The sequence below is a fragment of the Brevundimonas sp. TWP1-3 genome (assembly GCF_049896085.1).
GTDB lineage: Bacteria > Pseudomonadota > Alphaproteobacteria > Caulobacterales > Caulobacteraceae > Brevundimonas.
Genome location: NZ_JAFCTP010000001.1, coordinates 774202 through 791793, shown reverse-complemented (window position 1 = coordinate 791793; position 17592 = coordinate 774202). Strand labels below are relative to the sequence as shown.

Annotated in this window: 15 protein-coding genes and 1 riboswitch; of the genes, 5 read left to right on the top strand and 10 right to left on the bottom strand. The window is 67.8% G+C overall.

Annotated features, from left to right (window positions below; genetic code table 11):
• Nucleotide 1: 1 nt before the first annotated feature.
• The 7 genes from ACP693_RS03985 to ACP693_RS03955 form a co-directional block, all read right to left on the bottom strand.
• Nucleotides 2-1309, bottom strand: a complete 1308-nt coding sequence (locus ACP693_RS03985) for an anthranilate synthase component I family protein (RefSeq protein WP_426018797.1) — start codon at nucleotides 1307-1309, stop codon at nucleotides 2-4.
• A complete protein-coding gene (locus ACP693_RS03980) occupies nucleotides 1306-2085 on the bottom strand; it encodes a tyrosine-protein phosphatase (protein WP_426018800.1) in 780 nt (259 codons plus the stop codon). The genes ACP693_RS03985 and ACP693_RS03980 overlap by 4 nt, the downstream gene beginning before the upstream one ends.
• 21 nt (nucleotides 2086-2106) lie before the next feature.
• Nucleotides 2107-2409 (bottom strand): transcriptional regulator, encoded by a 303-nt coding sequence (locus tag ACP693_RS03975; RefSeq protein ID WP_346495739.1) that lies wholly within the window; start codon nucleotides 2407-2409, stop codon nucleotides 2107-2109.
• A 2-nt stretch (nucleotides 2410-2411) separates the two neighbouring features.
• The gene (locus ACP693_RS03970) at nucleotides 2412-3035 is read right to left on the bottom strand and encodes a hypothetical protein (RefSeq protein WP_426018801.1); all 624 of its coding nucleotides are present in this window, start codon (nucleotides 3033-3035) and stop codon (nucleotides 2412-2414) included.
• Nucleotides 3036-3173: 138 nt separating this feature from the next.
• Entirely contained in the window at nucleotides 3174-3356 is a 183-nt protein-coding gene (locus ACP693_RS03965) for a DUF1328 domain-containing protein (protein ID WP_087121113.1), read from the bottom strand.
• 106 nt (nucleotides 3357-3462) lie between these two features.
• Nucleotides 3463-3873 (bottom strand): hypothetical protein, encoded by a 411-nt coding sequence (locus ACP693_RS03960; RefSeq protein ID WP_426018802.1) that lies wholly within the window; start codon nucleotides 3871-3873, stop codon nucleotides 3463-3465.
• Nucleotides 3873-4217, bottom strand: coding sequence for a DUF883 family protein (locus ACP693_RS03955; protein ID WP_135193936.1), 345 nt, complete (start codon nucleotides 4215-4217; stop codon nucleotides 3873-3875). The genes ACP693_RS03960 and ACP693_RS03955 overlap by 1 nt, the downstream gene beginning before the upstream one ends.
• A 136-nt stretch (nucleotides 4218-4353) precedes the next feature.
• Between ACP693_RS03955 and ACP693_RS03950 the strand changes: the two genes are divergently transcribed.
• From ACP693_RS03950 to ACP693_RS03940, 3 genes are all read left to right on the top strand, one after another.
• Complete coding sequence (locus ACP693_RS03950) at nucleotides 4354-5022, top strand: fumarylacetoacetate hydrolase family protein (protein ID WP_426018804.1); 669 nt, start codon at nucleotides 4354-4356, stop codon at nucleotides 5020-5022.
• On the top strand, nucleotides 5019-5654 hold the full coding sequence (gene maiA, locus ACP693_RS03945; RefSeq protein ID WP_426018806.1) for a maleylacetoacetate isomerase: 636 nt from the start codon (nucleotides 5019-5021) through the stop codon (nucleotides 5652-5654). The genes ACP693_RS03950 and maiA overlap by 4 nt, the downstream gene beginning before the upstream one ends.
• Nucleotides 5655-5748: 94 nt before the next feature.
• Complete coding sequence (locus tag ACP693_RS03940; protein WP_426018808.1) at nucleotides 5749-6669, top strand: aldo/keto reductase; 921 nt, start codon at nucleotides 5749-5751, stop codon at nucleotides 6667-6669.
• Here the strand turns inward: ACP693_RS03940 and ACP693_RS03935 are convergent.
• The gene (locus ACP693_RS03935; protein ID WP_426018810.1) at nucleotides 6653-8488 is read right to left on the bottom strand and encodes a TonB-dependent receptor plug domain-containing protein; all 1836 of its coding nucleotides are present in this window, start codon (nucleotides 8486-8488) and stop codon (nucleotides 6653-6655) included. The genes ACP693_RS03940 and ACP693_RS03935 overlap by 17 nt on opposite strands.
• A 146-nt stretch (nucleotides 8489-8634) precedes the next feature.
• A riboswitch (cobalamin riboswitch) is annotated at nucleotides 8635-8820 on the bottom strand.
• 75 nt (nucleotides 8821-8895) lie between these two features.
• Here ACP693_RS03935 and mutS point away from each other — a divergent pair.
• Together mutS and ACP693_RS03925 are read left to right on the top strand one after the other, a co-directional pair.
• Nucleotides 8896-11577, top strand: a complete 2682-nt coding sequence (gene mutS / locus ACP693_RS03930; protein WP_426018811.1) for a DNA mismatch repair protein MutS — start codon at nucleotides 8896-8898, stop codon at nucleotides 11575-11577.
• A 96-nt stretch (nucleotides 11578-11673) separates the two neighbouring features.
• Complete coding sequence (locus tag ACP693_RS03925) at nucleotides 11674-13491, top strand: methyl-accepting chemotaxis protein (RefSeq protein WP_426018812.1); 1818 nt, start codon at nucleotides 11674-11676, stop codon at nucleotides 13489-13491.
• 91 nt (nucleotides 13492-13582) lie between these two features.
• Here the strand turns inward: ACP693_RS03925 and lpdA are convergent, their stop codons facing one another.
• Nucleotides 13583-14989: a dihydrolipoyl dehydrogenase gene (gene lpdA, locus ACP693_RS03920; RefSeq protein ID WP_426018814.1), complete on the bottom strand. Its 1407-nt coding sequence runs from the start codon at nucleotides 14987-14989 to the stop codon at nucleotides 13583-13585.
• A 179-nt stretch (nucleotides 14990-15168) separates the two neighbouring features.
• Nucleotides 15169-17457, bottom strand: a complete 2289-nt coding sequence (locus ACP693_RS03915; RefSeq protein ID WP_426018816.1) for a TonB-dependent receptor plug domain-containing protein — start codon at nucleotides 17455-17457, stop codon at nucleotides 15169-15171.
• Between the last annotated feature and the right edge of the window lie 135 nt (nucleotides 17458-17592).

The window sequence follows — 17592 nt, the reverse complement described above, 5'->3', positions numbered from 1 at the left end:
CCTAATATCCGATCAGAGCGTCGCGCATCGCCGAAATCTTCGCGTCGGTTTCGGCCTCTTCCTCCACTGGATCGCTGTCGGCGACGATGCCCGCGCCGGCCAGGGTGCGGAAGCGCCATATGCCCTCCGACCGCTCGAAGCCGGCCGTGCGGATCAGGACCGACGCGGTCAACGTGCCGCCCTCCTCGATCAAGAACAGCGATCCGCACCAGGGACCGCGCGGCGGTTCGTGCGCCGCAATGACCTTCATGGCCTGATGCTTTGGCGCGCCGGTGATCGAGCCTGGCGGGAAGGTCGCCTCCAGCAGGTCGGCGGGGCCGATGCCGGGATCGGCCTGAGACGTCACCGTCGAGACCAGATGATGCACGGTCGGATGGTTCTCGACCTCGAACAGGGTTTCGACCCGCACCGACCCCGGCTGCGACACCCGCGCCAGGTCGTTGCGCATCAGGTCGACGATCATCAGGTTTTCGGCCCGGTCCTTGGCGCTGGATTTCAGAGCGTCCGCCAGGGCGGCGTCCTGGACCGGGTCGAGGGCGCGGGGGCGGGTGCCCTTGATCGGGCGGGCCTCGATGCGTCGGCTGGCGGCGTCGAAGGCGAGAAAAAGCTCGGGCGAGTTGGACACCAGCGCCCGCTCCCCGATCCGCCAATAGGCCCCGAACGGCGAGGCGCGATCCTGCTGAAGTCGCAGAAAGACGTCGAAGGGATCGGCGGCCGGCTTCAACGCCCCCGACCAGGCCTGCGCGATATTGGCCTGGAACAGCTCGCCCGCCGCGATCCGCTCCACCACGTCCGACACGGCGGCGCGATAGGCGCCCGGCGACATCTCGGCCTCGAAGGTCTCTGCCGGCGCCGACGGTGGCGCGACGACGGCGGCGTTCGCCAACCAGCCGAGGGCGACCGCTGCGGCCACATCCGCCCGCTCCGCCGTCGCCCCTCGTCCCACCGCGCGCACGGTGCGCTGATGATGATCAAAGGTCAGCATGGCCGGGTAGCGGGCCAGCATCAGGTCGGGCCATGTCGTCTCTCGCCGCCCGGTCGCCGGCCGCGCGCCTGCGTCATAGGCGGCCAGGCCCACCACGCCTGCGCCGAACGCCGGATCTCTCAGCGCCTGGAACGGCGCGGCGTCATCGACAGGGCCGACCTGAACAAGGTCCGGCGCCGTGGCGACGTGCGACCAGCGCCCCCCCGGTCCACCGTCCGACAAGAGAGCCAAGGCCCCGTCACGGCCGCCCAGACCCGCCGCGACCGCGACGGGTTCCGCCCACGGCGCATCGCGCGTGACGACGTGGCTGAGAACATCGCTCACGCCGACAGTCGCTCCACGATCCGCTCGCGCCGGGCGGTATCCACACCCAGGGCGTCGCCCAGATAGGCGTCCACCGACCCATGCCGCGCCTCGACCTCGGAGAACGCCGCCTCCAGATAGGCGGCCTCGACACCCAGGAAGGCGACGATGGCGTCATCCGACGCGATCCGGCCAGTCACCTTGTGCAGCTGTTTGGCGATGCCGGGCGCGCGACCCGCCAGATCGACGGCGACATTGGTCAGCAGATAGTCCTCGACCATGTCGTCGCGCGACACGCCCAGCAGGTGGTGGGTCAGGGCGGCGAGAAACCCCGTCCGGTCCTTGCCCGCCGCACAGTGGATCACCACCGCCCGATCCTGATCCGCCAGCGCCTGAAAATAGCGGGCGAAGACATCCAGATGCGAGGCGTCGAAGGGCAGGGTTCGATAGGTCTTGGCCATGAAGCGCCGACCCGACTCCGGCGTCAGGTCCGCGGTCTTCAGGAAGGTGATGTGCGGCGCCTCGGCCCCGTCGTCCACGCCGCCCTCGATCACCCGTCCGGTGAAGCCCTCCGGCCGACGCGACGGCTGATCTCGACGTTCGCCGGGGCGACGCAGATCGACCACCGCCCCGATGTCCAGCTGCCGCAGCCGCTCCAGATCCGCCTCGGTCGCCCGCGCATGGTGGGCCGAACGCAACAGACGGCCAGGCTGCACGCGCCGCCCGGCCGTCGTGGCGTAGTCGCCATAGTCGCGGAAGTTGTCGATGGCCTCGAAGGCATGAAGACGGGTGGTCATACCCGCGCTTCTAGCTTGATTTCACCGCTCTGGCAGCAGGCCCGCCATCGCATCGAGATAGGCGACGAAGGCGTCGCGTCCCTGGTCGGTCAGACTGGCCTCGGTCAGGGGCTTTCGGCCCTTGAAACTCTTGGTCACGGCAACGAAACCGGCCTCTTCCAGCTTGCGCAGATGGACCGACAGATTGCCGTCCGTGGTCTGCAACCGGGCCTTCAGGGTGGTGAAGTCCGCCGTCCCCGCACCCGACAGATAGGCCATGATCCCCAGCCGGATGCGCCCGTGGATCACATCGTCGATCCGGCTGATATCGAAATCATCGGCCATGCTCAGACGATCTCCGACGGTTCCTGACGCATCAGGATGATGCCCGGAACCAGGGCGACGGCCATCAGAACAACCGTGAACACCGGATAGATCATGGCGCTGTCGATGAACCAGGCCACGGCGACCGCGCCGGCATAGGCCGCAAGCGCCGTCACCGACATCCAGCGCGTCTTCGTCATCGCCGCCCCGATCATCCAGGCCGAACCATAGGCAACCAGCACGGTTGTCGGCATCACCGCCATCCAGGACCAGTTGTCGGTCTTGAACGACAAGGCCACCAGCGCCAGCCAGGTGACGAAGATGCCGTAGCCGACGCCCGACCAGGCCGCGCCGACCGCCTTGTTGCCGGCGGAGTTGATGCCCGGCTTGCCCTTCATGCGCCCGATCAGCATCGTCAGCGCGACCGCGAAGACAGCGCCGGAGCCGATCCACAACCAAAGCTGCGCCCAGGGGCTGATGTCCAGAACGTCGGACTGGAGGGCCCACTGGCCCAGACTGGCGCCGCCAAACACGATGGCGGCGGTGATCAGGATCGGTCCCGCCAACAAGGGCGCGTGGCGCCCGTCGTGCGCAAGGCTGCGCATATAGGCGATGTCGTCCTGAATGGCCTGGGTCTCGCGGGTCATGGGTCTCTCCTCCTCAAATTCGATGAGGAAGCATCGCCCACAAACTTTGTATTGTAAAGTTCTTTCTCGGGATCGGTGTCGCGCATAGAAAAAGGGGCGGAACCGAAGTCCCGCCCCTCGATCTGATTGTCTCGCCCGTTAGAGTCGGGGCGTGCCGCCGCGTCCGCGAAGTCCGCCGGCCACAAGGGCGATGACGAACAGGATGATGGCGACGACAGCGACGAATTTAGCGATCTCGAACGAGAAGTTCGCGATGCCGCCGAAGCCGAGGACGGCCGCGACCAAGGCCACGACCAGGAAGATAATTGCCCAACGCATCATGGGTTTGGCTCTCCTGAGTTGATGTTGCCGCCGGCGACCCGAGAGCCGTTCGTCGGTCCTATACATTAACGTTGTCGCGGCTTGGCCGTTCCGTCCTTCGATTGGCTTATCGACGACGACGGCGCGAATAGCCGCCCTGATCCATCTTGCGCTCGGCGACCATGCTGGCGACGATCGCCGCCAGGGCCGGATTGCGCAGCAGAAGGAAGGCCGCGCCCAGACCGCCGACGGCGCCCACGATCGGGCGCTCGCGCACGATATGGATCACCTTGCCCAGCAGACCTTCCGGCTCGTCCTCTTCATCGCTCTCGTCGTGCTTGTCGCCCTTCAGGAAAACGACGGCCACGATCAGGGCGACCAGGGCGAACAGACCGAAGGTCACGGCCGCCGCGCCCAGCGGCGTCAAGGTCAGGCTGAGCGCATAGAAGATCGACAAGCCCAGGAAGACGACGGCCAGAAACACGCTGGCGGCGACGACAGCCGTCGCCACCAGCTTTTTGACGATGCCCTTGAACATCAGCGGCGGCGGCCGGCCAGCAGCAGGCCCAGGATGACGCCGACGCCCAGAGCCACGGCCGTGGACTGAAGCGGACGCTCCTGCACGCGCTCGACGACATAGCGTTGCGCCTCGTCGAAGCGTTCGGCGGCGTCGTCGTAATATTCGCGGCCCTTCACGCGGGCCTCGTCGTAATAGCCACGAGCCTGGTCGCGCACTTCGTCGCTCTTGGCGCGCAGCTTGGCTTCGGCCTCGGCGGCCTTCTCGCGCAGGCGCTGGGTTTCCTCGCGGGCGCCGGTCTTCAGATCCTCCTTGAGGGTCTTCAGGTCGGCCTTGATGTCTTCTCGGGCCTTGGTGGTGGCCATGATGCGCGCTCCGTTGAAAGCTTGGCGGTAGAATAGAGAACCCCGTCTGGCAACGCCACACTCCGAACGAGGTTCCAACAGATGGGCGCCCGCCTCTGCCCTCGCCACGGGCTTTTCGCCGCACTAGAACGGTCGCATGACCCAATGGCTGTTCCCGCCCCGCTCCATCCCATCGCTGCCGATCGTCGGATCGGACCAGCGGTTTCCCGTCCGCCGGATCCTGTGCGTGGGCCAGAACTACGCCGCCCATGCGCGCGAGATGGGGTCGGACCCCGACAAGCAGACGCCCTTCTTCTTCGCCAAGCCCGGCGACGCCGTGGTGTCGGACGGGGCCAACCCCGCCTACCCGTCGGCGACGGCCAATCTGCATTACGAGGCCGAACTGGTCGCGGCCATCGGGCCGGATGCCGACGGCGGGGTCGCCATCGTCGGCTGGGCCGTCGGTTGCGACCTGACGCGCCGCGATCTCCAGGCCGAGGCCAAGAAAACCGGCCGCCCCTGGGACGCGGCCAAGGGGTTCGACCAGTCCGCGCCGTGTGGCCCGATCACCCTGGGCGCCCTGCCCCATCCCGCCGGCGCCATCGGCCTCAGCGTCAACGGCGAGGTCAAGCAGGCGGGGGCGCTGGACGACATGATCCTGAACCCCGACCGCATCGTCGCGGCGGCGCAGGCCCTGTGGAGCGTGCAACCCGGCGACCTGATCTTCACCGGCACCCCGTCCGGCGTCGGCCCGGTCAGCCCCGGCGACCGCGTGGTCGTCACCGTCGAGGGTCTGGAGACGCTCAGCTTCGAGATCCAGCCATGATCCTGCACGGCTATTGGCGTTCGGGCGCCAGCTACCGCGTCCGCATCGCCCTGAACCTGAAAGGGCTCGGCTACGACTTCGCCGCCCACGACCTGCGCAAGGGCGAGCAGAAGACCGCCGACTATCTGGCCCTGAACCCGCAGGGCATGGTGCCCGCCCTGCAGGACGGCGACCTGATCGTCACCCAGAGCCCGGCCATCCTGGAGTGGCTGGAGGAAACCCACCCCGAACCGGCCCTGTTGCCGAGGACCGCCAACGATCGGGCGGCCGTGCGCGCCATGGCCGCCCTGATCGCATGCGACATTCACCCGCTGAACAACCTGCGAGTGCTGAAGGCCTTGCGGTCGAACTTCGACGCCGATCAGGCGACCGTCGACGCCTGGGCGGCCGGGTGGATCGCGCCGGGATTCGATGCGCTTGAGGCCCTGATCGCGCGCCACGGCGGCGCCTGGTGTTTCGGCGACGCGCCGACGCTGGCGGATTGCTATTTGATTCCACAGCTCTATTCGGCGCGGCGGTTCAACATGGACCTGTCCCCCTGGTCCCGCCTTCTGGCCATCGAGGCGACCGCCGGAGCCCACCCCGCCTTCGCCTCGGCCCACCCGGATCGCCAGCCAGACGCGGATGTCTGATTTTCGCCGGATTGCGCATATCAGCGGTGGATAAGTAGGGTTCGCTTAAGGTCTCGCTCAGCGTCCCTTAAGCATTGGGCGTCATTGTGCGGGCGTGTCGTATTCCCCCGCCACACCTTCGGCGTCGTCGCCCATCCATCGCCTGGCTCTCGCCGTGGTGACAGAGCCCGAACGCGCGCCCGGCGCCTTCATGAGCGCGCCGTCCGGCGCTCGTGAAGAGGCCATGCGTTTTCTGCTTCAGACGGGAGCCGACGCCGGGGTCAAACTGATCGCCACCCGGCCCGAGGGCGACGGCGAGCGTCTGCTGGGTCAGGCCTGGCCCTTCCCCTCGCCCTTCCAGGTCACGGTGCGGACCGTGCCGTTAAGCGAAGGTCTGGACCGGGTCGAGGCCCGCGCCCGGCGCTCGCTGGAACGGATGGGCCTGCCCCGCGGCGACGTTTTGCTGATTTCCAACGCCGCCGATTTGGCCGGCGCCGAAGGTCGCGCCCTGTGGGATCGCGCCCGCAGCCTCAAGGATCGCGGCCTTTATCGCCGCATTGGTTTCTGCGCCACTTTGGAAGACGGTCCCGCCCTGCTGGCGCGCCGCCTCGAAGCGGACGTCGTCCAGGTGCCGTGCAGCCTGCTGGACCAACGCGCGGCCCAGGACGGCGTGCTGGAGGCCATCGCCGATACGGGCGCATCCGTTCATCTGTCTTCGGTCTTCGCCGGCGGCCTGCTGTTCGCGGGCGGCGACGATCTTCCGGCCGAACTGGCCAGCCACGCCCAGGCCCTGTCGCGCACGCGCCGGCGTTTAGCCGAGCAGCGTTGCGACCCGATGCAGGCGGCCCTGGGTTACGCCCTGGCGCTCAAAGGGGTGGACAAGGTGGTGGCCAGCGTCGCCTCGGCCGCCGAACTGCGCGCCATCCTGGCTGCCGCCCACGCCCCCTGCCCCAATCTGGACTGGGGGTCATTGGCGCTGGAAGCGCCGGCGGCCTTCACCGCCGGCGCCCGCGCCCGGATCAGTAGCGCAGCCTGATCCCGACATAGCCGGACCGCCCCGGCTCTCCGTAACCGAACACCTGCTGATAGTGTTCGTCGCTCAGGTTCTCGATCCGCGCCGTCAATGTGACCTGGTCGGTCAGTTCATAGGCCGCGTTCAGGTTCGCGGTGACGAAGCCGTCGCGCGCCACGGTCGAGAAGCCGCCCGAGTCGTCCTGGTCGCCTTCCGCCCGCACCGTCAGGGCACCCGAGACGCGATCACCGGTCCAGCCCAGGGTCGCCGCACCGGCGTGTTCCGGCACGCGCAACAGGCGCAGGCCCGTCGTGCGGTCCTCGGCGTCGGTCCAGGCATAGGCCAGCGTCAGGTCGAAACCGGCGCCCAGCAAGGCGCGGCCTTCCAGCTCGAACCCGTCCGACCGGGTCTTGGCCACATTGATGTAGCGTCCGGCAGTATAGGTGATCTGGTCCTCGACGTTCAGGCGATACAGGGTCGCGCGACCGTCGAAGCGGCCATCGGCCGAGGCCCAGCCCAGGGCGATCTCGACGCTGTCGGCCGTTTCCGGCTTCAGTTCGGGATAGGGCAGCGGTGCGAAGCAGAAGTCGCAGACCGCCTGGCTGACGGTCGGCGACTTGAAGCCCGTGCCGTAGGCGCCTGACAGGATGAACCCGCCGGCCAGATCATAGGCCGCCGAGATGCGACCCGTCGTCTTGGAGCCGAAATCGTCGGTGTCGTCGTAACGCAGGCCGCCGGTCAGGTTCAGCGCGCCGACGTCATACTGGGCCACGCCGAACACCGAGGTGATCGACAGGTCGCGCGACAGGCCCGACGACAGAGCCGCCGACGCCTCGTTGCGCTCGACGCCGAACGCATAGTCGATGTCCTGCGCCTTGCCGTTGGCCTGCCAGCGATAGGCCTGACGGTCGCCGGTGAAGGTCGAACCGAAGCCGTCGCTGACCGAGCTGCGGTCCAGATCCGACGCGGAGACGCTGAACTGATGGTTCAGGCCGAACGCCTGGGCGGTCACCCGGCCAAAGCCCGACCACTGCTCGCTTTCCTGGGTGTCGTCGGTGTCGGCCAACGCGAAAGTCGGGGCCGGGAAGCCGTCTAGATCGGCCTTTGATTTATTCCAGCGCACCGAGCCGTCGACCTTGACCAGGTCCGAGAAGGCGTAGCGGCCCTTGGCGCCCAGGGTCGTGCTGCGGAAGCCGTCGGCCTCGGGATTGCCGTCCGCCTCGTCGGCGGCGGAGATGCCGTCGGTGTCGAACCGCGAAACATAGGCGCTGACGGCGTAAGTCTCGTTAGCGACGCCGGCCGATAGGCGGCCGCGCACCGTGTCGAAACTGCCGGCCTCGGCCTCTGCGCGCACGCCGTCGATCTCTTTGGTCGTGAAGGCAATCACGCCGCCGATGGCGTCGGAACCCCACAGCGACGACTGCGGGCCGCTGAGCACTTCGATGCGCTCGATGTCGGCCAGCTCGAAGCTGGAGAAGTCATAGGCGCCGTTGGGCTCGGCCGCATCGTTGACGGGCGCGCCATCTACCAGCACCAAGGTCTTGCCGGGCGTGGCGCCGCGCATGCGGACCTGGGCCACGCCGCCGAACGCCCCCGTGCGCGTCACCGACAGGCCCGGCACGTCGGCCAGGATGTCGGCGGCGAAGATCGCGCCGCGCTGTTCGATGGTCTTGGCGTCGATGACGCGGGCGCCGGGCGTGTCGGCGACGATGGCCGGGATGCGGGTGGCGGTGATGACGACGTCGTCCAGCTGGGTCGCATCATCAGCGGCGAAGGCAGGCGCGGCGAAGGCGCCAATCGTTACAGAAAAAGCAGCCGTCGAGAGAAGAATGGAACGCTTCATTGAGCGAGATCCCCGTTTCGGTCCCGCGAGTGCGCGCGAGAGACCGTTCAAAGCGAGCCGACCCGCCAGACCGCGAGGGTCTGGACGGCGCAAGGTCGGGTCGCTGCGACGGTTAAGTCCCCGCGCCTCTGTCTGGTCCCGGACAGCAGCGAGCGACACAGGCGGCCAGGTTTCCTGGCTTGCGGGTCAAAAACCGCCGTCCTCGCCTTCCCAGTCACCCAGTGGCGCCGAAGTCGTCAGACCCCGGACGGACGACGCTCTCGCCGCCTACAGTTGCGGGCACAGCCACGGTGTCTCACCGTGTTCCCTAAACCGCCTGGCGCGGCCTATCGCAGGGGCGACAAGCCTGTGCAAGGGCCGTTCAACGGCCTTGAGCCGCCGGGCGCGATCCGTCACCCTGTCGCCACATGAACGCCCCCGTCACTCACCCGCCCGAAATCGCCGCTTCGCTGGAGGGCGCGACGCCGTTCATGGCGCAATATCTGACGGCCAAGGCGGGTCAGCCGGACGCCATCCTCTTCTTCCGCATGGGCGACTTCTACGAACTGTTCTTCAAGGACGCCGAGGTCGCCGCCGCCGCCCTGGGCATCACCCTGACCAAGCGGGGCAAGCACCAGGGCGAGGACATCCCGATGGCCGGGGTGCCGGTTCACGCCATGGAGGGCTACCTCGCCCGCCTGATCCGCATGGGTCACAAGGTCGCCATCTGCGAACAGCTGGAAGACCCCGCCGAGGCCAAGAAGCGCGGCGGCAAATCCGTGGTCCATCGCGGCGTGGTGCGGGTCGTGACGCCCGGCACCCTGACCGAGGACAGTCTGCTGGACGCGCGCGGCGCCAATCGCCTGGCGGCGGTCGCGGTGCGCAAAGGAAGGGCGGCGGTCGCCGTGGTCGAACTGTCGTCCGGCGCGGTCGATTCCGTCGCCTGCTCAATCGAAGACCTGGGCGCGGCCCTCGCCGCCTTCCGACCGTCCGAGGTTCTGGTCACCGACCGGATGTATTCGGACGAGGCGACGCGCGAAGCGCTGGACGGCTCGGGCGGCGTGGTCCAGGCGCTGGCCTCCGCCATCGCCGAACCCCAGGCCGCGCGGGTGCGGGTCGAACGGTTGTACGGCGTCTCGGCGCTCGACGGTTTCGGCGCCTTCGAGGAGGCCGAGGTCTCGGCGCTCGGCCTGATCGCCGCCTATCTTGAGACGACCCAGGCCGGCAAGGTTCCCGCCCTGGCCCCGCCGCGTCGGCTGGGCGAGAGCGGCTTTCTGGCCATCGACCCGGCGACCCGCACCAGTCTGGAGATCGACCGCACCCAGCGCGGCGAGCGCGAGGGGTCTTTACTCGCCTGCATCGACCGCACCGTCACCTCGGGCGGGGCGCGCGCCCTGGCCGAACGGATCGCCCGCCCCCTGCGCGATCCGCTGGCGATCAACGAGCAGCTCGACGCCGTCGAATGGCTGCTGGAGCGGCGCGATCTGAGGCGCGACCTGCGCGAGGCGTTGAAGGCGTCCTCGGACATCGCCCGCGCCGTCGGACGGCTGGCCCTGGGACGCGGCGGCCCGCGCGATCTGGCGGCCGTGCGCATCGGCCTGTCGATCGCCGAGGGCGTCGCCAGCCTGTTCGTGGGTCAAGTCGATCCCCTGACCGGCCAGCCGCGCCGCATCGCCTCGGCGCTCGACCGGCTGACCCTTTCGCCCGACGTGTCGCGACTGAAGGCCGATCTGATCGACGGTCTGGTGGACGAGCCCTCGCACCTGGCGCGCGACGGCGGCTATGTGCGCCCCGACTATCGCCCCGAACTGGACGCCGCCCGCACCCTGCGCGACGACAGCCGCCGCGTCGTCGCCGACCTGGAAGCCCGCGCCGTCGCCGAATCCGGCGTGCCCTTCAAGGTCAAGCACAACGCCGTCTTGGGCTACTTCCTGGAAACCTCGGCCAAGGCGGCGGAACCCCTATTCCGCGCCGGCCCAGACAGCCCCTTCATCCATCGCCAGACCCTGGCGAGCCAGGTCCGCTTCACCACGGTCGAACTGTCGGAACTGGACGCCAAGATCAGCCAGGCCGGCCACCGCGCCCTGGCCATTGAAAGCGAGACCTTCGAGGGCTGGCGACGCGAGGCCGCCCGCCTGGCCCAGCCGTTGCAGGCCGTCGCCGAGGCCTTAGCCGAACTGGACGCCCACGCCGCCCTGTCCGAATGGGCGCAGGAAGTCGGCGCGACCCGGCCCGTGGTGGACGACACCCTGACCTTCTGCGTCGAGGCCGGTCGCCATCCTGTCGTCGAGGCGGCGGTCAAGGCGCAGGGGTCGCCCTACACCCCCAACAACGCCCGGCTGGACGGGTCAGGCCAGGACGGATCGCGCCTCGCCATCGTCACCGGCCCCAATATGGCGGGTAAATCGACCTTCCTGCGCCAGAACGCGCTTCTGGTGATCCTGGCCCAGGCCGGCGCCTTCGTGCCCGCCCGCTCGATGCGGCTGGGCGTGGTGGACCGGCTGTTCAGTCGCGTCGGGGCCGGCGACGACCTGGCGCGCGGCCGCTCCACCTTCATGATGGAGATGGTCGAGACCGCCGCCATCCTGACCCAGGCCACGCCGAAGAGCTTCGTCGTGCTGGACGAGATCGGCCGCGGCACCGCCACCTACGACGGCCTGGCCATCGCCTGGGCCACGGCCGAGGCCCTGCACGAGACCAACCGCGCCCGCACCCTGTTCGCCACCCACTATCACGAGCTGGCCCAGCTGGAGATGCGGCTGGACCACGTCTGCAACCTGTCCATGGTCGCGCGCGAATGGAACGGCGAGCTGGTCTTCCTGCACGAGGCGGCGCCCGGCGCGGCCGACCGCTCATACGGCGTCCAGGTCGCCAAGCTTGCCGGCGTCCCCGCCGCCGTCGTCGCCCGCGCCCGCTCGGTTCTGAACCGGCTGGAGGGTGAAAAGGCCGCCGCCGCCCGCTTGGACGACCTGCCCCTGTTCGCCGTCGCCGAGCCGGAACCGATGCGCGGTCCGTCGCCGCTGGACAAGGCCATGCAGGACGTCGATCCCGACGCCCTCAGCCCGCGCGAGGCGCTGGAAGCCCTGTACCGGCTCAAGGGTCTGGCTTGACCGTAACTACGCAAGAACCCCTATAGGTTGAGAATTTTAACCTCATTCGGCCAGACTTGAGCTTCGCCCTCCACGCCGCTCCAACCGAACGAGACGATGAAGCTCAGCGCCCTTTCCCTGTCGGCCAAGACGGCCCTGATGGTCATCGCCGCCCTCGGCGCCCTGACCGTGGCCGTGATGGCGCTCGCCGCCGTCCTTCTGACCCGCGACGCCGAGTCCAGAGCGGCCGAGCGTCAGGAAACCAATATGCGGGTCGCCTGGAACGTGCTGGCCGACTATGGCGACGGTTTCACCGCGCGCGACGGCAAACTCTACGTCGGCTCGACGCCGATGAACGACTTCACCGCCCCCGTGGATCGGGTGAAGACCCTGGTCGGCGGCACCGCCACCGTCTTCCTGGGCGACCTGCGCGTCACCACCAATGTGGTCAAGGACGACGGCTCGCGCGCGGTCGGCACCCGGCTGAAACCTGGCCCGGTCTTCGACGCCGTGCTCAAGGACGGCCGGCCCTATCGCGGCCAGGCCGATATCTTGGGCAAGCCCTATTTCGTCGCCTACGACCCGATCAAGACCACGGCGGGCCAGACCATCGGCGTGCTGTATGTCGGCATTCCCAAGGCCGACTTCATGGCCTCGGTGAACAATGTGATGATCGCCCTGTTCGCCTGTGGCCTGGTCGTGGCCCTGCTGACGGTCGGCGCCTGCCTGGTCGTGTCGCGCCGGATGTTCTCGCCGATGAAAGGCCTGTGCGACCGGATGGAGGCCCTTCGTCAGGGCCGCACCGACTTCGACGCCCCCTGGGTCTCGCGCGGCGACGACATCGGCCAGATTTCGCGCGCCGTCATCGCCTTCCGCGACGCCGCCCTGCGTCAGAAGGAGACCGAGACCGAGGCCGAGACCATGCGTGAAAGCGCCCGCGCCACCCGCCTCGCCGGCGAGGCCGATCGCGAACGGCTGGCCGCCGAAGACGCCGTGGTGGTCGAGGCCCTGGGCGACGGCCTGGCGGCCCTGGCGCGCGGCGACCTGACCTATCGGATCACCACCACCTTCGCCGAGCGCAGCAAGAAGCTGAAGGACGATTACAACGCCGCCGCCGACACCCTGACGGCGACCATGGGCGACATCATCGAACTGGTCGGGGCGATGCGCTCCGGCACGGCCGAGGTCACCACCGCCACCAACGACCTGTCGCGCCGCACCGAGCAACAGGCCGCCGCACTAGAAGAAACCGCCGCGGCTCTGGACCAGATCACCGTCACGGTGAAGAAGACCGCCGAGGGCGCCCAGTCCGCCGCCGGCATCACCGCCAAGGCCCGAGGCGGGGCCGAGGAACGCGAGCGGATCATCGCTGACACCACCGCCGCCATGGGTCAGATCGAAAGCACCTCGGGCCGCATCGGCGAGATCATCGGCGTCATCGACGAGATCGCCTTCCAGACCAATCTCCTGGCCCTGAACGCCGGGGTCGAGGCCGCCCGTGCGGGCGAGGCCGGTCGCGGTTTCGCCGTCGTCGCCTCAGAGGTTCGCGCCCTGGCCCAGCGTTCGGCCGACGCTGCGCGAGAGATCAAGGGGCTGATCGCCGCGTCCAGCGCCAGCGTCGGCGAAGGCGCCCGACTGGTGTCCCAGACCGGCGGCGCCCTGACCGCCCTGATCAGCCAGGTCGCCGACATCAACCTGCTGGCCGCCGAGATCGCCGCCTCCGCTCGCGAACAGGCCGTGGGTCTCGCCGAGGTCAACGTCGCCGTGAACCAGATGGACCAGACCACTCAACAAAATGCTGCGATGGTCGAACAGACCACCGCCGCCAATCAGGCCCTCAGCCACGAGGCCGAGCAGTTGGCCGAGCTGGTTTCGCGCTTCCGCATCGACGCAGGCCGCCAATCCCAAGGCCGAGAGACGGCCTGGGCCGCCTGACGCACCTCTAAACAGCAAGAGGCCCGGCCGCTGAAAAGCGACCGGGTCTTTTTCTTGTCCTAGAGCCTGCGCCTTTCGGCGCGGCGCCGGATCAGGCCTGCATCATCCAGCCTTCGACATCCATGGCCGCCTGACGGACGGCTTCCGAACGGGTCGGGTGGGCGTGGCAGGTGCGGGCGATGTCTTCCGAGGCGCCGCCGAAGCTCATGGTGATGGCGGCCTCGTGGATCATTTCGCCGGCCTGCGGACCCATGATGTGGACGCCCAGCACCTTGTCGGTGGCGGCGTCGGCCAGGACCTTGGCGAAGCCGTCGGTCTCGTGGTTGATCTTGGCGCGGCTGTTGGCGGTGAAGGGGAACTTGCCCTTCTTGTAGGCGACGCCGGCGGCCTTCAGCTGATCCTCGGTCTGACCGACCCAAGCCACTTCGGGGAAGGTGTAGACGACGCTGGGGACCAGGGCGTAGTCGACGTGGCCGTATTTGCCGGCGATGGTGTCGATCACGGCCACGGCGTCTTCCTCCGCCTTGTGCGCCAGCATCGGACCGTGGGTCACGTCGCCGATCACCCAGACGCCATCCGCCACCTTGAAGTGGTCATGGTCGATGAAGCCGCGCTTGTCCGGCGTCACGCCGACGCTCTCCAGACCCAGGCCTTCGGTATAGGGGCGACGGCCGATGGCGATCAGGACGACGTCGCCCTTCAGGGTTTCGGCGGCGCCGCCGGCCGACGGTTCGACCGTCAGCTCCACCCCGTCCTTGACCGACTTGGCGGCCGTGACCTTGGCGCCCAGTTTGAAGCTCATGCCCTGTTTGGTCAGGGTGCGCTGGAAGGCGGTGGCGACCTCGGTGTCCATGCCGGGGGTGATCCGGTCCAGGAACTCGACCACGGTCACTTCCGCGCCCAGACGGCGCCAGACTGACCCCAGCTCCAGGCCGATGATGCCGGCGCCGACCACGATCAGCTTTTTCGGCACAGCCGGCAGCGACAGGGCGCCGGTGGAATCGATCACCTTGCCGTCCTCGAAGGCGACGCCCGGCAGGGGGGTCGGCTCCGAGCCGGTGGCGATGACGATGTTCTTGGCGTCCAGCGTCTGGACCGAACCGTCGGCGGCGGTGACTTCCACCTTGCCCTTGCCGACGATCTTGCCGCGCCCCTTGATCCAGTCGGCCTTGTTCTTCTTGAACAGGAACTCGATCCCCTTGGTCAGGGCCGTGACGCTCTCGTCCTTGGACTTGTGCATTTGGCCCAGGTTCAGCTTGGGCTGGACCTCGATGCCGATCTTGGCGAATTCGCTGTTGGCGGCGTTCCACATTTCCGAGGCGTGCAGCAGGGCCTTGGACGGCATGCAGCCGACGTTCAGGCAGGTGCCGCCCAGGGTGGCGCGCATCTCGACGCAGGCGACCTTCAGGCCCAGCTGGCCCGCACGGATCGCGGCGTTGTAGCCGCCAGGGCCTCCGCCGATGATGACGACGTCGTAGGCGGCGGTGGCTTCGGCCATGGTATCCTCTGGTCTTCTGGCGCGCGGGGAAAGGCGCGCGGACACTAGCGCCGACCCCGCACGGGTCAACCGCTGCACGCCATATGGGGCCGCGTTTCGACCAATTGCAGAGGTCGGGACCACGAAAAAGGGCCGAGCGTCGCCGCAACGCCCCTTCTCGATCTTGCACGCCTCAGATTTTAGAAGGCCATCCGCGCGACGACCTGGAACCATGGGCCGGCGGATTCTGTCTCCAACTCATACTCGTCGTAGTCGCGGTCGATCTGCTCCTGCTCGGTGTTGAACTTGTCGAACACCTCGTCCTTGGACGAATCCAGCAGGTTCGAGCCCGTGAAGCGGAGGACGATGTTCTCGGCGATCTTCTTCTCGACGAAGATTTCCAGGTCGGCGCCATAGGTCGTCTTGACCTCTTCCGACACGACGCGGGCCAGCGCATCGCCCTGCTTGCGGTAGGTTGCGCCGAAGGCCGCACCCCAGGTCGGGATGTCGTGGGTGAAGCCGACGTTGAAGACGTATTCCGCCTGGCTGTTAAACCGACGCTCACCCATGAAGTCGTCGACCGAGCTGTCCAGCCAGGAGTAGTTCAGGAAGACGCCGGTCGTCTCCATGCCGATGAAGTCCAGCGGCGTGGACAGGTCGAACTCGACGCCCCAGACCTGACCGTCGCCGACATTGTCGACGCTGTAGATGAACGTGCCGTCGCCGGCGGATCCCTCTGCGCCGGTGTTCACGTCCTCGATCAGGTCGGTGATGTCGCGATAGAAGGCGTTGACGCCGAAGACGCCGCGGCGACCCAGACGACGCTCAAAGCCCGCGTCAACGCCCCAGGCCGATTCCGGCTTCAGATTCGGGTTGCCGATGAAGTCGCTGTCGCCGACCTCTTCTTCGAGCAGGACCGGCGAGAGACGGTCGAAGTTCGGCCGACGCACGGTGCGCGCGGCCGAGAAGGTCAGTCGATCGGTCTCGTTCAGCTTGATGCGCAGACTCGCCGACGGCAGCAGGAAGGCATAGTCGGTGTCGTTGACGCGGTCTGCGGCGGCGACCGTCTCGTCGGTGATGGTGGTGTCGGTGGTCTCATAACGCAGACCGGCCTCCCACTTGGCGGCGCCCTTCTCGCCCGACAGCATGATGTAGGGGTCGATCCGGGTTTCCTCGATCGTGCCCAGACCGCCAGGGATCGGCTCGAAAGCGCCAAAGCTCCAGTTGGTCGCAGCATTGGTCGAACCATTGGCGACGTTGAAGCGGACCCGATCGGGAGCGGTGATCGAGGTGTCGCGATCCTTCTGATTCCACTGGACCCCGAACTCCAGCTCCAAATCCCCTGCCAGCGGGCGCTTGTGTTCCAGCGCGCCGCTCAGCTCCTTGTCTTCGATATCCGTCTGGGTCGCGTCGGCCGTGAACCGATCCTCGTCGGGGAAGACCAGGGCGTCACGCCGGTATTCGGACTCATATTCATATTCGTACTGCTCGTCCTTGATGGCGGCGTAGCCGAACTTGAAGGTGGTCTCGCCGCCCAGCATTTCGCGCGTATATCGCAGGTTCAGCGACAGGTTGTCGGTGCGGATATCCACGTCGTTGTCGTTGACCGTGCTGATGTTCGCATTGGTCTCGACACCGTCGATGTATTCGATCGAGTCCTCGTCCTGATAGCGATCGGTGCGAACGAAGACGCCCGACAGGTTCAGACGACCGCCCGCGACTTCCACATCGTAAGAGCCGTTGAAGGAATAGTCGGTGCCGTCGCGGGTGTCGGTCTGGACCTCGGTATTGTCCAGCGTGCCATTGGGCTCGTCGAACCGTTGGCTGTATTTCTGCTTGGGATTGCGGCGGTCCTGAATATTGGCGCCGAGCAGCAGTCGCCCTGGTCCGGCCTGGCCGCCCCAGACGGCGCCGTAGCTGCCGCCCCACTGACCGTATTCGCTGTCTTTCCAGTGCAAGGCGCCGAGGCGGACATAGCCGCCGTCCAGCGACAGGGCGTCACGCAGAACGATATTGATGGCGCCGGCGACGGCATCGCCCGAACGGTTGGCCGACGAAGAGCGGACGACCTCGACCCGCTCGATCAGCTCGGCGGGAATGCGATCGACGAAGAAGGACCGATCGACGCCGGCGCCGGGCACGCGCTCCCCGTTGATCAGGATTTGAGTGTATCCCGAGTCCAGGCCGCGCAGGCGCACGCCGTCCGATTCCAGCACGTCCGACAGGAAGGCGACCGAGGGCACCCGCTTCAGGGCGTCGCCGGCCGTCAGCGGCTCGAACCGCTGGAAATAGTCCAGGTCGTAGGACAGGGTCGGCACCACGTCGTCGGTGCGGTTGCGCATGGCCGGCTCGCCGGTGACGACGATCTCTTCCAGCGCCGTGACGGGCGTCTGGGCGGTCTGCTGCGGCGCGACCTCGTCGGCGGCCAGAACGGGAGCGGCGAAGGCGAGCGGGGCCAATGCGGCGCCCATGAGCAGGTTGATTTTCATCTCGATGATCCCCTTCGGCGGGCGACGTTTCACCTCTGCCGATGGGCGGCCCGATAGCGGGGACTGGCGACGCGAAAGCGACGTTTCGACGACGGCGATTTCGCGGTTTCAGGACAGTTGCGCGACGATCCGTCC

Excerpts from the sequence above, each read along its gene's own strand:
- ACP693_RS03955 (WP_135193936.1), bottom strand. The coding sequence starts at position 4,217 with ATGGCCACCACCAAGGCCCGAGAAGACATCAAGGCCGACCTGAAGACC.
- ACP693_RS03935 (WP_426018810.1), bottom strand. The coding sequence starts at position 8,488 with ATGAAGCGTTCCATTCTTCTCTCGACGGCTGCTTTTTCTGTAACGATT.
- ACP693_RS03950 (WP_426018804.1), top strand. The coding sequence starts at position 4,354 with ATGACCCAATGGCTGTTCCCGCCCCGCTCCATCCCATCGCTGCCGATC.
- ACP693_RS03975 (WP_346495739.1), bottom strand. The coding sequence starts at position 2,409 with ATGGCCGATGATTTCGATATCAGCCGGATCGACGATGTGATCCACGGG.
- ACP693_RS03980 (WP_426018800.1), bottom strand. The coding sequence starts at position 2,085 with ATGACCACCCGTCTTCATGCCTTCGAGGCCATCGACAACTTCCGCGAC.
- lpdA (WP_426018814.1), bottom strand. The coding sequence starts at position 14,989 with ATGGCCGAAGCCACCGCCGCCTACGACGTCGTCATCATCGGCGGAGGC.
- ACP693_RS03925 (WP_426018812.1), top strand. The coding sequence starts at position 11,674 with ATGAAGCTCAGCGCCCTTTCCCTGTCGGCCAAGACGGCCCTGATGGTC.
- maiA (WP_426018806.1), top strand. The coding sequence starts at position 5,019 with ATGATCCTGCACGGCTATTGGCGTTCGGGCGCCAGCTACCGCGTCCGC.
- mutS (WP_426018811.1), top strand. The coding sequence starts at position 8,896 with ATGAACGCCCCCGTCACTCACCCGCCCGAAATCGCCGCTTCGCTGGAG.
- ACP693_RS03970 (WP_426018801.1), bottom strand. The coding sequence starts at position 3,035 with ATGACCCGCGAGACCCAGGCCATTCAGGACGACATCGCCTATATGCGC.
- ACP693_RS03915 (WP_426018816.1), bottom strand. The coding sequence starts at position 17,457 with ATGAAAATCAACCTGCTCATGGGCGCCGCATTGGCCCCGCTCGCCTTC.
- ACP693_RS03960 (WP_426018802.1), bottom strand. The coding sequence starts at position 3,873 with ATGTTCAAGGGCATCGTCAAAAAGCTGGTGGCGACGGCTGTCGTCGCC.
- ACP693_RS03965 (WP_087121113.1), bottom strand. The coding sequence starts at position 3,356 with ATGATGCGTTGGGCAATTATCTTCCTGGTCGTGGCCTTGGTCGCGGCC.